Here is a 14191-nt window from a genome sequence, read left to right as displayed (position 1 = left end):
ACCCCAGAAAGTTTGACTCAATTTTAATATTCTGAGCCAACAAAAGAGCAAATAGAAAACCTAATTTATCGCTCAAAAATGGAGACCCACCCCTAACTCCTCCCAGGAGGGCAGCAATAGAAGAAAAAGGCGAATTTGATAAATTTTTAGTGGTAGAACATATTATTACTCTTGCGAAAGCAAAAGCATATCAATATCTAAAAAATAAATCCAACCAGTAAGAATAATCATCTATTAATTCAAGTAAATAGATAGGAAAGATGGTTATGTAGAAGGTGCGCCAGAATTAATCGTAGAAATTTCAGCTAGTAGCGCTTCTATCGATCTACATGATAAGTTAAAAGCTTATCGAAGTAATCAAGTTCAAGAATATTTAGTTTGGCGATTTTATGATGGATAATTTGATTGGCTTCGCTTAAAAGAAGGTAAATATGTTAAACTTAAACCAAATGAAAAAGGTATTATTTGTAGTGAATATTTTCCTGGATTATGGTTGGATAAAGCAGTTTTGATTACAGGAGATTTAGCCAAAGTTTTGGCAATTTTACAACGGGGATTAAATTCTTCAGAATATAAAAATTTTGTCACTAAATTGACGACAAAATATGATTGATTGCCAATTTACTAAACAGGACTTACACGGGAGGCACTACATATAGAGTATTGGTGCGTTACGCTCCGCTTTTCATATCGCGTAGCGAAATACACCCTACCAACGTTCATCCGTAAGTCCTAATAAACTTAAATACTGATAAAGGAAGGCAAGAAATAATCAATTTTAAGGAGGATAATGATGAAAAATAAAGTTATAGATGTCACAGGTCTAACTCCCAGACAAATTGCTATAGTAGAACAAATTATTGCAGCTTTTAAGGTTATTTCTCAAAAGAATAATTCTCCACAAAATCTCAATCAACAGGAAGATGAAGGAACGAAAAGAATTGCAGCAACTTCATCAAGAATTTGATTGGTTAGTTGCTGATATTGGAGTCAAAGAACCTCTAACTAGAAGTAATATTTATGGTATCGAATAACAAGATAAAACGGTACTTAGATACTAATATTCTGGTATATTCAATTGATTGAAGTAAAGAAAATTTAGAAAAACATCGGGCAGCTTTAGAAGTTTTAAGACCTAGCAAAACAGAAGTTCTCTGTCTATCACCTCAAGTTATTGCTGAGTTTTATGCGGTTGTTACCAGTTCCAAATCTATCGCTAATCCTCTGACTGCTGAAGACACAATAAATGCCCAATATAAAACTTCTCAAATTTTCAAATCAGATATTTAAGCAATGGTTTTAATTGCTTAAAATAAATCCTATAAAGAAGGCTAGAGTATTTTATTTAATGCACATTGTTATTATGAAGTACCATGGGGTAAGCGCTATTTATACGTTTAATGAAGATGATTTTAATTGACAGACTGAAATTGAGGTAATTGTGCCTGCTTACTAAATTAAATTAAAGATAATATAAAGTGTATTAATCTTAGAATTTTATCGAAGATTGTAGTTAATATTTGTGATAATTTAAGGAGAATATATTGGCAACTATAACTGACATTAGCACATTGATAGCTATTGACCCTAACTCTAATAGTAGTCGTCCTATAATTGCAGGAACTCGAACATTGGTTTGTAGAATTGCTGGTTTATATAATCAAGGGAAAAATGTTGAAGAAATAGCCAGAAGATTAAATCATTTAACAATAACTCAAATTTATGCAGCATTAACTTATTATCATACTAATAGAGAAGAAATAGACAAAGATATAGTAGACAAACAAACTACATATCAAGAACTTGCTAAAGTGAAATTAGAAAAAAAATGAGAAGCCTTAAATTACCTAAAAGACTTCTCATTAAACAATTAAATAATTGAGAAATTAAACTAAAAAATTCTCACAAACTACACAGAAACTGCAGTCTTAGTAGTAGCAGCTAATTCTCCACTAGCATACTTAGCAGCAAACTCATCTAAAGTTTGAACCTTAATTTTACTAGCATTACCAGCAGTACCAAACTGTTCATAACGATCCAAACATACTTGCTTCATGTACTTAATAGAAGGCTTCAAGAAGTGACGAGGGTCAAAGTTAGAAGGATCCTTAGCAGCAGCTTCACGAATAGCAGCAGTAATAGCCAAGCGGTTATCAGTATCAATATTCACCTTACGAACACCACTCTTAATACCTTTTTGTATTTCTTCAACCGGTACACCGTAAGTTTCTGGAATCTTACCACCATACTGGTTAATAATAGCCAACAAATCTTCAGGAACAGAAGAAGAACCGTGCATAACTAAGTGAGTATTAGGTAGACGACGGTGAATTTCTTCAATGCGACTAATCGCCAAAATTTCTCCAGTAGGCTTACGAGTAAATTTATAAGCACCATGGCTAGTACCAATAGCAACTGCTAGAGCATCTACTTGAGTTTGTTCTACAAATTGTACAGCCTCATCTGGATCTGTTAAAAGTTGGTCATGAGTTAGGACACCTTCTGCTCCATGTCCATCTTCCTTATCACCCATACCAGTTTCTAAGGAACCTAAACAACCTAGTTCACCTTCTACACTTACACCAATGGAGTGAGCAACCTTAACTACTTCAGCAGTAACATTAACGTTATATTCAAAGCTAGCTGGAGTTTTAGCATCTGCTTCTAGAGAACCATCCATCATGACGCTAGTGAAACCGTGGCGCATAGCGGAATAGCAAGTAGAAGGAGAGTTACCATGATCTTGGTGCATAGCAATAGGAAGATGAGGGTAAGTTTCTACTGCGGCCAAAATTAAGTGGCGTAAGAAGTTTTCTCCAGCATATTTACGTGCCCCACGAGAAGCTTGTAAAATTACAGGACTGTCTGCTTCATCTGCAGCCTGCATAATGGACTGAATTTGTTCCATATTGTTAACATTATATGCAGGGATGCCATAACCATTTTCTGCCGCATGGTCTAGCAGTAAGCGCATTGGTACGATAGCCATACCTTTTCCTCCTAATATTTTTTTTGTTATTAGCTTGTAGTAAGTTGGTTTACTTAAGCTTAATTTCTACAACAATCTTAAGACAAAATGAAGATTCTGTCTATTAATATTATTTTTATATTTTATTTTCTGATTTGTAGGGTGCGTTAGGCCCTAGCTGTAACGCATCACTATTAAATTAATTCAAAAATCACATAAATAATTAATTATTAAGTAATCTGTGGGATAGGTAAAGCTTTCCTGGAGAATGGTGCGTTACCCTTTGCTAAAGCACCCTACTGCATTGTTTCATCTTAAATGGTGCATTAGGAAGACACCGTAGGGGCGGGTTTTGCAAGTAGGGACGTTGCATAACAAAAATGCGTTTCATGTCGCGCAGCGATACGACCGTAGAACGATTTTTCATGGGTTTACTAGATAAACCCGCCCCTAGTGATATAAGCTACCGTTTCAGAGGCGGGTTTGTATAAATCCTAGAAATCTAGGAAAATTTCCTGAGAAACCCGCCCCTAGCTATTGCACCATTTTAGATGAAACAGTCCACTACTAGAATCTTAATTTATAAGAAGAGATAATTATTAATTATTCAATGGGTTGCCCGGGATTCGAACCCGGAACAAATCGGTTAAAAGCCGAGTACTCTACCGTTGAGCTAGCAACCCTAATTTATATTTGAGGTCAGGAATTAAGTTTTTCCTGTAGATGAATTTGATATTTTCAGAATACTTTAGTTGTTCTAGAACCGCTGCACTCTTTTTTTATCTCACAATTACTAAGATTAGCATAGTAACAATAAATATTGCAATAGTTTTGCAGAAAAATTTTATATTTTGTGACAACTTGCCAGAAAAAATGAATTTTTGGCTTTATTTATGTCCAGATTTGGGGAATCAATCAACAGTGTCCCAGGTTATTAAGTAAAAAGTCCAACTATTACACAAATATTGCCGTTAGTCTAGTTACCATTTGACAAGAAGACCCTGGTTCTAAATAAACCACACGATAATCTGTGTTTAAAGAATTAGGAGGAGCTGTCCAGGGTTGTAAACAGTAAAAATTCTGATTTTTAACTGTCCAGAAAACAAGAGTTGAGTATGCAGAACTATAACTCATTGTAATTCTCAAACCACGACTTTGATCGTAGACAGTTGTGGCCAAACCTGTTAGTCTTTTAAATATTGCATTTACTTCGTTCAGTTTATAATCAAATTTGCAATTATTATCATGTAGAGTCCCTTTCTTCTGATCCACATATTGCATGGAAGGAATATGAAAGCGGAGTTGCTCCTTATTTGGAGCTAGGAAATAAGGATGGAGTCCTGTGGAAAATGGCATCCTTTCCGTATTACTTAAGTTAGCATAAGTTTGAAGTATTTCTAGAGAATTACCTTTGAGTTGGTAGGTAAAGGTAAGTTTAAAGTCGAATGGATAAACTGTTTTGGTTAGTATATTGCTGATTAAAACTAGAGTTATGGAAGCTTTATCTTTGGTTGAATTTTCTACAACTTGCCAAGGTAGGTCTCGTGCAAATCCATGTCGCTTGATAAAGTAATTATTACGATTATATTTGTATCTGTTGTTTGATAAGTTACCACAGATAGGAAACAAGATAGGTATTCCACCTCTAATAGTTAATTCTGGATTATCAAATCTTTCGGAATCTAGGAAAAGTAGTTCCTGATTTTTCACACACCAACTGGTAATTATTCCTCCTCTTTCTGGCACTACATTAATACTAGAATTAAATGCTAAATCAGAGAGAGTATAAGTTTTATATTTTTTTTGTTGCAGTGCAATGGCAAACACAATTTTTATGGAAATTTAGGAATTTACTATTTAATATTTAGGATAAGCATTCAGCTATTAGCTTTCAGCTCTCAGTAATAATATGTTAACCTTATAGGAGAGATTATTTCAGTTATCAGTTATCAGTAATTATGGCTGTTTGCTGAGTATTCCGTAGGAAAGCAAGAGCCTTGAAATATGGAAGTTTATTTTTTTATTGGTCGATTGAATATGGGGTTTCATGTCGCGCAGCGAAAGTGAAACGACCGCTTTTAACCTTCTGAAAACAGATATTTTAGACCAAATTTTTTGGTGATAACTGATAGCTGAAGACTTATTATAATTTTGATTAAATTCATAAACGAGGTAATTCAATAAAAGGTTCTTTGATGAATGGTTTTTCAATAAAAGAATCTTTTATTTCTTGGGAAGTTCCTTGAGAATTTAATTTCGGTGTTAGAGAAATATTGTTTTTATTAATACCTGATTTTTCCTCTAAATTCTTTTCAGGAGAGTTTATAGAATTTCCATTATATTCTGAAGATTTTTCAGGTAATTTAGGTAAGGTTGGAGTTGATAAATTCTGAGAATTTGTTTCTCCAGAAAGAGAGTCAATACCAACAAAATTAAAATCTTTATTAATTGGATTTATTTCTACAGGAGTTCTCATAGGTTGATGAAAAGCACTAGAAATTTGAGAAATGTGTTTGAGAATTTCTTCTCCTTTTTCACCTTTGACAATTTGAGGTTGATATTGACTAACCACTACTGGTAAAAACTCAACTTTCATTTTACCTGGTTTTAAGGATACTTTCAAGACCGCTGTTTCATAATCACTTTCTTGGTTAGAAGTATCTCCAAAAATAAAATTACCCAAAGAATATATAATAGGTCGCCCTTGATAAATTTCTGCTCCCTGCAATACTTTCGGATGGTGTCCTACTACTAAATCAGCACCTTGGTCTATTGTCATTCTAGCTATATCCATCTGCCAATCTCCAGGATATTCTGATAATTCAACTCCCCAATGATAGTTAACAATTATCCAGTCTACCTGCTTTCTGAGAATTTGAATATCTGAGGATATCCTATCCCTATTGCTAATATTAACTTTAACGCCTGTAGTGTTTGATTGAACATCTGTATCATAATAATTCAGATATGCAATTTTTTGGCCTTTAACCTTAATAATTTTTGGCCTTCTGGCTTCGTCTATGGTTTTACCAGCTCCTAAAGAATGAATGCCTGAATGTTCTAGAGTTTTTATTGTTTCTTCTAAAGTTTTTTCTGTATAGTCGATAGTATGATCGTTAGCTAAATTTACTAGATCAATTCCTCCTGATTTTAATACTTTAACATAGTTAGGATTGACGGTTAATTCTTTGGGTTGAGTTGCACTTTTGAGAGTGGAATGAGCTAAAGGATTGTCTAAGTTAACTATAGTTAAATCTGCTGTTCTATATTCATCCATTTTGGCAAAAGGTAACTGATAATTTCCTTGCATTGCATTAGAAACTGGATTGGATAGATTAACATCTCCACCAAACATTAAGGTGACATTAGGATCTTTGGGATTAGTTATTTTTTTATGATTAATTACTTTTACTTTTTCGGTAGCAGTTTCGACCTCAGAACTGGAATATTGAAGGATAACTCCATAATAACTTACCCAACAACCTAAAATAAAAGCTGCTACTGTTGAACCAATTAAAATCAAAGAACGAAATGTTTTGAATTTAATATTATCAGTTTTATTTGCTAAATTAGATGGTTTATTTAAGTTTCTTTTGGCAGATAAATTAATTTTGACAGAGTGTTTCCAAAGTATATTAGATGAACCTCGGAAACGTCCGGCAATGTTTACTCTTTTTAGTACAGGAGAATTGAGTTGCCAAAGTTTATGGCAGATAAATTGAATTAATCTATCTACGGAAGGTTCACGTTGAAATTCTACTAAAATTTGTAGATATCCAGTAGTTTCTTTAGCTATACGAGCTGAAATTCCTTGGGGTTTTAGTTGTTGATTTATCCAGTGACTAATAGCTTGAAAATCACCAGATTGTGCTAATTCAAAAAGAGATATTCTGGCTAAAGTTGGTGTGTAATTCATATCTGTTTTATATAGTAATTCTATTTGATTAGTTTATCTTAGGGAGTAGGTAGTAATAGTTCAGAAATTTGAAAAATTAGCATTCTATTACCAAAAAAAAGAGGTATAAAGCTTCCCCTGGTTCGGGGATGAAAAATTTTTAACTCAGTATTTCCAGCCTCCGAATTTAGTCAGAGGTTCACTCTCTACTGATAACTGAAATTACCTTTTCCTAAAGTAACATTTAAGACTTGAGGTGCCACTACATTTTTAGCTGTGTCACCCTAGTCAATATATGAGTTTTTAAACCTGAACATAAGATAGAATTTTGAGACTAAATCCCTATAGTTTTTGTTTGCAAATGATTTGGGATTGCTATAATTTATGTCAAACTTATAAATCTAAAAATAACCAAAATAATGATACATATAAAACTTACAAATTAGGAACAATTTTTGGCTGTCTGAAATTCGTATCTTGAGGGACTGCTTTGCTACGCACATGAAACATAAACACTTTGGTTCGGAATGAGAGAATTACATTTTTTGTATCAGTTATGGTAAACTTTTCAGCAAAAAGCTTAAATCTGCCCTATTCTAAATTCTAAGTTCTACTAGATTTAGCCTCATAATGTCAAAAATATTGCTAAAATAATTCCTTGGGATTGCAAGTTCAACATTATAATAGAATCTTGGCAAAAATATTAATACAGCACTTTCTGTTGTTATGAGGCTAAAACCTTTAGATGTTAATGCTTTTAGATTTAATCAGCAAACCCTAATTATTGAAAAATACATTTGACCAAATTATTAATTGGGAGTATAAAAAGCCAATGCTACAACGCAAGATATATCAACTTTGTTGTGATGGTCGTGAGGTCTGTATTTTCTTGCGAGACCAACAGCGTTGGATAGAACAAGCAAAAATCTTGGATATAGAGGGAGACTTAGTAACGATGCGCTACGAAACAGATGAAGAAGATGAAATCTGTTCTTGGGAAGAAATGGTCCGTTTAGAAAGTATAGGGGCTATTACTCAAAAATTATCCTCAGTTCCTAGGGGTAATGTTGAGCCTCTGGTATCTGAAGATTGTCCAGAAGCTGAACAAATTCGTAATAACTATCCAGAGTCAAATCAACCAGAATAGTTCAAAAAGATAAATAATTAATAATTGGGTTATTTTCGTTTAATAGTTTAGTAGTAGTGCATTTTCATACTCATGTATTGTCATTATTTTTCTTACTAAACTATGGCAGTGGATTATCTGGCTGCAATATAAAAATACTTTATCTTGCAATCCTAAATAGGTTGTAACCAACCAAAAATTATAAATAAATTCTGAAATTATTACTCAAGACTTAAGATATTTAACTGTATTTACATAATATAATTTTTACCATAACTCTCTTAAAATTGAACTAATAATTAACTTTAATCCTTTAAACATGAGAATACTAGCCCTTGTCCCTGGTGGAATAGGCGACCAAATTTTATTTTTTCCTACCCTGGATGACCTAAAAAAATTCTACCCAGAATCTCAAATTGATGTAATTGTAGAACCTCGCTCCAAAGGTGCATACCGGGTTTCTCAGTCCGTGCGGGATGTCCTAACCTATGACTTTAAAGATGCCAATAGTCTCGCAGACTGGGGCAACCTTTTGGGTATTATGCGCGATCGCGAATACGAAGCGGTAATTTCCCTGGGACAACGTTGGACTGTTGGCCTTTTGTTATGGTTGACAGGTATTCCTAAACGGGTGGGTTATGGGGGTAATGGCTCGATATTTCTCTCGGATCCTATACCTCTGAAGACTGAACAATATGCTGCTCAGATGTACCATGATTTGTTGCAAGGGATGAAGATTACAACTCCTTTCCCTGGAATATCAATTAATGTCCCCAAAATGGATATTGAGTGGGCCGAAGCTGAACAGCAAAGATTAGGAATTGCAGAAAGTGGCTATATTTTAATTCATGGTGGTTCAAGTCAATTAGCTCAGGTTAAGGGTATTGACAAAATTTATCCTACCAATTATTGGCAGGAGATTATTGCAGATGTCCAGGAGAAACAACCTAACTTGCCTGTAGTAATAGTGAAAGGTCCTGAAGATGCAGTCTGGGTCAATGAAATTAAAGAATTTGCTCCGGATGTAAAAGTAGTTATGCCTGGAGATATTGGAAAATTAGCTGCTATGATTGCTGCAGCTAATTTAATGTTATGTACCGATAGTGCCCCAATGCACTTAGCAGTTGCAGTTGGCACATATACTCTGGCTCTGTTTGGTCCAACGGAACCGAAGAAATTATTACCGAATAGTGACAGAATAGTGGCGATTAAGTCTTCTACAGGGAAGATGGCGGATATTTCACCCCAGGAAGTATTACAGAAAATGTGGGGAGGATAGTTGATTAATTGATAATGGATAATTGATGATTGATAATTAACATAGCAATCAGGAATGAGATGTGAGAAAAAGTTGTAGGGTTTGGTTTCTAAATCCCTTAGCACTTGGGGAAAGGAAACCAAACCCCAACGATAAAATCTTACAAGCTATTTAGGATTACTATAATTAATAATTGATAATTATTGAATCTTCCCCAGAATGAATTAATTATCCATTATTGATAGGTAAAAATCATTTTTCTTACCTATCAGAAAATCAATTGTATAGAAAAAAGCAATTTTTTTATATTAAATTCGATAGTATCGGTAAAATTAAACACTGTAGGGGTTTGGTCTCCAAACCCTCTACCTACAAACTAGGAGTTTTCGCTCTTTTTTTATGGTAGAACCTGATTCTCCAAATTAGGCGCTGATATTATTCTGGAATTGATACAAAAAATTCTTCTGTTAAATCATACCCTAACATTTGAGATATAGACATTAATCTAGATTTACTAGAAATGTTCTGTTTCTTTAACCAGTCTCTCAAGACAAAAATTTTGTGCATGAGAAATATTTCTAATGCTTCTGGATTATATTGGATACCTTCGGTTCGATGAAATTGATGGGGGACAAGCATTGCAGTATAACGAACTAATTCTCCCTCTTTCCAGTTGAGCAGAAATGGTAGCCAAGGATAACGACTGTCTAAACGGATAAACCATAAACGTACTTCTGGAATTTCTGAAAGTTCCCTAGGATCTTGAGGGTCTTGCTGATAGTTAATGACAAAATTAAGCTGTTGTTCAGAAGAGGCGATCGCTCCTTCATTTAGGATGGGAGAAATTAGATTTTCAACTGGGGATAAATCTAAGTTATGAATGTTTTCAGTATTAAGGGTAATTGTAATTGTCATTATAACTCTTAGGATAATTTTAATCAAGTTAAATATGAAAGCTGTCGGATGAGAAACGTAAAGAAGTTTTTTTGTAATCAGGATTTTAAATAACCCCCCAAAAATATTTGGCCTGGACAACAAGAACTTTGATTAGATTTTTGGCAGATAATAATTAGAATTTGTTTAAGTATAAAATATTTTAATATCTATACATTTTTATATTTTATTTTCATCAGATTGACAAATGATTTTACTTGTGCATTATCGCTAATCACCGATTGATTTTGACTACAAAGAAAAGTTGAAATTATATGAACTTTGATCGGTCATATAAGTGAATGTCTGTACGTCTACATTGTGTAGATGGATAATTGCAGATGAAAGAGGACATATAATGGACTTTGCTTTAACCGATAGGAGCAATCCCGATCTGGTTTGTCAGTTTTGGCAGCAATGGACTGAACATAAAGATTTGCTATATGTGTGCTGTCTTAGGTTGATGAACTTTAATCACGCTGATGCGGAAGATGTTCTCAGTCAGGCAATGGTGAAAGCTTGGGAAAAGGTGCAAAAATTCGGGGATAAAATTGCTAATTTTAAGGCTTGGCTGGTACAGTTGACTCGTAATCTCTGTATTGATATTATTCGACGTTCTCGAAAAGCTAGGGGCGTTGACACTATTGAATGGGTAGGCGATAGTAATGAGATGGTTATGGTTTCTGCGGTGGAGTCACCAGAGAGTCGTCTGGAGAAAGAGGAGAGGTCTATTGAGACTCGACGGGCGATCACTAATTTACCGGAAAGGTTGCGTGGGACTTTTATTTTGCATTTTTATGAAGAGCTTACCTATAAGGAAATTGCGTCACGGCAAGGGATATCCTACGATAATGTATGCAGGCGGATATATTTGGCGAGAAAAGAACTTAAAAAGAAGTTGAGTAGCTATTTTCTGGGGACTGAGGAGAAAGTAAGTTTTACAGCAGGTAGGGGTGAGAAGTTGTCTACCCCAAGGAAAAATAAGGAAAAGCAGCAGAGTATTGAGTCGGAAGAAAAGAAAGAGTTCGAGGTAGGGACAAAACAATTGTCTGGCGATCGCCCTAAATTTGATGACCATTTTATTTCTCGATCATTAGAAGAGGCGGACAAGTCTGAGTTTGTGGATACTTCTGTGGGGCGAGGGGATAATTTAAGTCAGACTATTCGGGAAAGGGAAACAGTATTGGTAGAGGCAGAAGGCGATCGCGTAGTTGAGGCAGAAAAATTAGAGAGTGCTGTTGAGTCAAGGGAGCAAGTGGATTGGGAGATTCAGGACACTGCTACAGAATTAACTGAAGTAGAGGTAGTTGAGGTAGAAAAAGATGGGTGCGTGAAAAGTTTGGTAAAGTCAAAGGATAATAGACATCTTCAGAAAACCAATAATTTTATTAGACTATCTATGGGATCTACAAGGAAAGATTCCCAGAAAAGTCTTTTTGTGTACTACCCAATATCTACAAAAATTTCTACCTTTTTGTGTGTTGCCTGTTGCCGAGCGACTGCTAGCAAAAGTTCCCAGAAAAAAGCTGTTGTCTGTTGTTTATCAAGAGATCGGACGCGATGGTTGAGACCGTATGTTATGTGGTGGAGTTTGACAGGGAATAATACTAAATCTGGGTTAATATCTCTGTTAATGGGAGAGATGAAACTTTTCCTGAATGTTCAGAGTTCATTGAAGAATATTCGGTGGATTTGGCATAGATCGTTGATGGATACAGGAGGGTAATGTTTTTGGTTTGGTAAAGTTACTGTGAGTTAGCAAAAAAAAATCAGAAACTGCCTTCCCAGATCGTCTTTCTTGCAGAGGCACTTAAAAGAAACCTCAAAAGCAAACCAGAGAATCTTAAACCAAGGTAATCTGGCTAACCTTGATTATTTACTCTAGTAAGAAAGAAAAGTTGATTGTTATGAAAAACAGATTATTCAAAGCTGTAGTTGCTTTCCTATTTACTGTTGCAATTTCCTTTGGTATGTTCGCTAACCAAGCTTGGGCATTAGGTGATTTTAGTCAAAGCTGCTACAACTCTAACGTTATGGGTTCACTTCTGTCTTCAACTTGCTATAGGGCTGATGGTTATACTTCAAATCCAACAGGGATCGACTTGAATCCGTATATAGAAAATGTTGATGGAAATCTCGTGTGGCAGCCATCTAACTTCATTGAGACTTGCCGCTTTACTGAATTATCTGGCCCTAGTTTTCTAGTTGGTGAATGTAAAACACGCGCTCAACAATGGGTATCAGTTGTAATCAATCTAGACGATCACATTACTAATCGTAATGGCACCTTGATGTACGAGTAATTCTAATCAATTTTAGCGGTTAACAAGCATTATATAGCCATTTTATCTGGACATGATATAACTGGGTTTTAAAATGACACAGTTAATTTACGTTCCCTAAAAAAGAAAGGAGCGATCGCTTAAAAAACTTAAACCTTAATTTAGAATTATCTAAATTATCTGTCTAGTAGCTAAACCAGTTTTTTCTCAACTAAACTGTTTAGTTCTAGCTATACTTAAGGTGAAGAGGCGCGATCGCTCCTTTCAGTTATCAGTTATCAGTACCTCCAACTAAAGTGGAAAGGTTGAGACCTTATTTTTTTGGTCAAAAACCAGTTATATCATCTTCTGAATTACTTCCCTGGTCGCTAAACCAGTTTTTTTCCAACTAAACTGTTTAGCTCTGGCCAAACTTAAATTTCTTAGTCGCGATCGCTCCTTCTGATCATTAGCAATAATATTCATATTATCAGTTATTTCTCCAACATTTTTCGGGTTAACTAAAATAGCTGCATCTCCAGCAACTTCTGGCAAGGATGAAATATTAGAGGTAATAACTGGAGTACCACAAGCCATTGCTTCTAAGACTGGAAAACCAAATCCTTCCCACAAACTAGGAAAAACTAAAGCGATCGCTTGATTAATTATTATTGGTAATTCTGAATAAGGAACATAGTCTAGAAATTTGACTAATTTTGTTAAACCTAGTTCTTTTATTTGAGTTTTTAATGTTGGGGTATAGGTATTATCTGTAGGTCCGGCGAGCCATAATTCATATTCGGAAAATTTAGGTAAATTCGCAAAAGCTTTTATCAAGCGATGCAGATTTTTATGATGGTCGTGGCGACCGAGATAAAGAAAGTAATTTTGCGTAGGTAAGTTTAAAAATTGGAATTTTTGACAGTCATAACCTAAAGGAATAGGAGTAATTTTTTGAGGGGATATTTGGAAAAAATCGGTAATATCTTTTGCGGTTGCTTGAGAATTACAAATAATATGTTCTGCTTGGTTTAATACTTGGGGAATATAATATTTGAAATAAGCAGTTAAGCGAGAACCAGGTTTAGGAAAACGTAAAGGAATTAAATCGTGAGCCATGACAATATAAGGACACTGAGAAAATAATGGCGCTTCTGGAAGGGGAGAAAAAAGTAGATTTCCTGGTAATTTTTTATAGATATTTGAGAGTTGAAATTGAGTCCAAAGTAGTCTGCGTAAATGACCTTTGGTTCCCTGATCGGGTGTCATGTTATTGGGGATTAAATGGCAGTTAAAATTAGGAATTTTATGAGGAGTTAGCAGAGTAGGATTAAGTTGTTGAAGTTGAGGTAGGATGTTATTAGCATATACGGATATTCCGGTTGGTTTTGGGATTAATACTGATAAGTTAATTAGAAGTTTATTAGACATTTTTGATTAGGTAAAAATTTTCAATTCAAAAAAATAGTAGGGGCGGGTTTCGGCAGAAATTTTTATGTTGACTCTAGGATTTACATAAACCCGCCCCCAGGATGGTAGGCAGAAATTTTTATGTTGACTCTAGGATTTACATAAACCCGCCCCCAGGATGGTAGGCAGAAATTTTTATGTTGACTCTAGGATTTACATAAACCCGCCCCCAGGATGGTGGATTATATTATTGAGGGCGGGTTTATTTAGCTGAATGTGAAAGCCGTTAACTAATCAGTGAAACCCGCCCCTACAGAAACCCGCCCCCAGGATGGTGGAT

At 34.9% G+C, this 14191-nt stretch carries 12 protein-coding genes and 1 tRNA gene; 7 read left to right on the top strand and 6 right to left on the bottom strand.

Features of this window, described 5'->3' with window-relative positions; genetic code table 11:
* Positions 1-247 precede the first annotated feature (247 nt).
* The 3 genes from VKJ25_RS20250 (at position 248) to VKJ25_RS20240 (ending at position 1832) form a co-directional block, all read left to right on the top strand.
* Positions 248-400, top strand: a complete 153-nt coding sequence (locus VKJ25_RS20250; protein WP_324238467.1) for a Uma2 family endonuclease — start codon at positions 248-250, stop codon at positions 398-400.
* 393 nt (positions 401-793) lie between these two features.
* Complete coding sequence (locus VKJ25_RS20245) at positions 794-967, top strand: hypothetical protein (RefSeq protein WP_324238448.1); 174 nt, start codon at positions 794-796, stop codon at positions 965-967.
* 577 nt (positions 968-1544) lie between these two features.
* Complete coding sequence (locus VKJ25_RS20240; RefSeq protein WP_324238447.1) at positions 1545-1832, top strand: DUF433 domain-containing protein; 288 nt, start codon at positions 1545-1547, stop codon at positions 1830-1832.
* Positions 1833-1909: 77 nt separating this feature from the next.
* On the opposite strand, the gene fba is transcribed toward VKJ25_RS20240, so the two are convergent.
* From fba to VKJ25_RS20220, 4 genes are all read right to left on the bottom strand, one after another.
* Positions 1910-2989, bottom strand: a complete 1080-nt coding sequence (fba, locus tag VKJ25_RS20235) for a class II fructose-bisphosphate aldolase (RefSeq protein ID WP_324238446.1) — start codon at positions 2987-2989, stop codon at positions 1910-1912.
* 590 nt (positions 2990-3579) lie between these two features.
* Positions 3580-3651: transfer RNA gene (locus VKJ25_RS20230), tRNA-Lys, on the bottom strand.
* A 271-nt stretch (positions 3652-3922) separates the two neighbouring features.
* Positions 3923-4795: an aldose epimerase family protein gene (locus tag VKJ25_RS20225; protein ID WP_324238445.1), complete on the bottom strand. Its 873-nt coding sequence runs from the start codon at positions 4793-4795 to the stop codon at positions 3923-3925.
* Positions 4796-5129: 334 nt separating this feature from the next.
* Positions 5130-6884, bottom strand: a complete 1755-nt coding sequence (locus VKJ25_RS20220; RefSeq protein ID WP_324238444.1) for a CapA family protein — start codon at positions 6882-6884, stop codon at positions 5130-5132.
* A gap of 811 nt (positions 6885-7695) precedes the next feature.
* Between VKJ25_RS20220 and VKJ25_RS20215 the strand changes: the two genes are divergently transcribed.
* Positions 7696-8010 carry a DUF6679 family protein gene (locus tag VKJ25_RS20215; RefSeq protein ID WP_324238466.1) on the top strand — a complete coding sequence of 105 codons (315 nt, stop codon included), beginning with the start codon at positions 7696-7698 and terminating at the stop codon, positions 8008-8010.
* 298 nt (positions 8011-8308) lie between these two features.
* The gene (locus tag VKJ25_RS20210) at positions 8309-9268 is read left to right on the top strand and encodes a glycosyltransferase family 9 protein (RefSeq protein ID WP_324238443.1); all 960 of its coding nucleotides are present in this window, start codon (positions 8309-8311) and stop codon (positions 9266-9268) included.
* 414 nt (positions 9269-9682) lie between these two features.
* Here the strand turns inward: VKJ25_RS20210 and VKJ25_RS20205 are convergent, their stop codons facing one another.
* Positions 9683-10162 (bottom strand): CRR6 family NdhI maturation factor, encoded by a 480-nt coding sequence (locus VKJ25_RS20205; protein ID WP_324238442.1) that lies wholly within the window; start codon positions 10160-10162, stop codon positions 9683-9685.
* Positions 10163-10538: 376 nt separating this feature from the next.
* On the opposite strand from VKJ25_RS20205, the gene VKJ25_RS20200 reads away from it, so the two are divergent.
* Entirely contained in the window at positions 10539-11906 is a 1368-nt protein-coding gene (locus tag VKJ25_RS20200) for an RNA polymerase sigma factor (RefSeq protein WP_324238441.1), read from the top strand.
* A 142-nt stretch (positions 11907-12048) separates the two neighbouring features.
* Positions 12049-12483, top strand: coding sequence for a mannose-binding lectin (locus tag VKJ25_RS20195; protein ID WP_324238440.1), 435 nt, complete (start codon positions 12049-12051; stop codon positions 12481-12483).
* 315 nt (positions 12484-12798) lie between these two features.
* Here the strand turns inward: VKJ25_RS20195 and VKJ25_RS20190 are convergent, their stop codons facing one another.
* Complete coding sequence (locus tag VKJ25_RS20190) at positions 12799-13872, bottom strand: glycosyltransferase family 4 protein (RefSeq protein ID WP_324238439.1); 1074 nt, start codon at positions 13870-13872, stop codon at positions 12799-12801.
* Positions 13873-14191 lie beyond the last annotated feature (319 nt).

Origin of the sequence: Okeania sp. (genome assembly GCF_035285525.1) — a bacterium.
GTDB lineage: Bacteria > Cyanobacteriota > Cyanobacteriia > Cyanobacteriales > Microcoleaceae > Trichodesmium.
The sequence above is the reverse complement of the archived record's forward strand: the minus strand, read 5'-3'. Positions and strand labels throughout refer to the sequence as shown.

Excerpts from the sequence above, each read along its gene's own strand:
- VKJ25_RS20215 (WP_324238466.1), top strand. The coding sequence starts at position 7,696 with ATGCTACAACGCAAGATATATCAACTTTGTTGTGATGGTCGTGAGGTC.
- VKJ25_RS20190 (WP_324238439.1), bottom strand. The coding sequence starts at position 13,872 with ATGTCTAATAAACTTCTAATTAACTTATCAGTATTAATCCCAAAACCA.
- fba (WP_324238446.1), bottom strand. The coding sequence starts at position 2,989 with ATGGCTATCGTACCAATGCGCTTACTGCTAGACCATGCGGCAGAAAAT.
- VKJ25_RS20220 (WP_324238444.1), bottom strand. The coding sequence starts at position 6,884 with ATGAATTACACACCAACTTTAGCCAGAATATCTCTTTTTGAATTAGCA.
- VKJ25_RS20205 (WP_324238442.1), bottom strand. The coding sequence starts at position 10,162 with ATGACAATTACAATTACCCTTAATACTGAAAACATTCATAACTTAGAT.
- VKJ25_RS20210 (WP_324238443.1), top strand. The coding sequence starts at position 8,309 with ATGAGAATACTAGCCCTTGTCCCTGGTGGAATAGGCGACCAAATTTTA.
- VKJ25_RS20245 (WP_324238448.1), top strand. The coding sequence starts at position 794 with ATGAAAAATAAAGTTATAGATGTCACAGGTCTAACTCCCAGACAAATT.
- VKJ25_RS20200 (WP_324238441.1), top strand. The coding sequence starts at position 10,539 with ATGGACTTTGCTTTAACCGATAGGAGCAATCCCGATCTGGTTTGTCAG.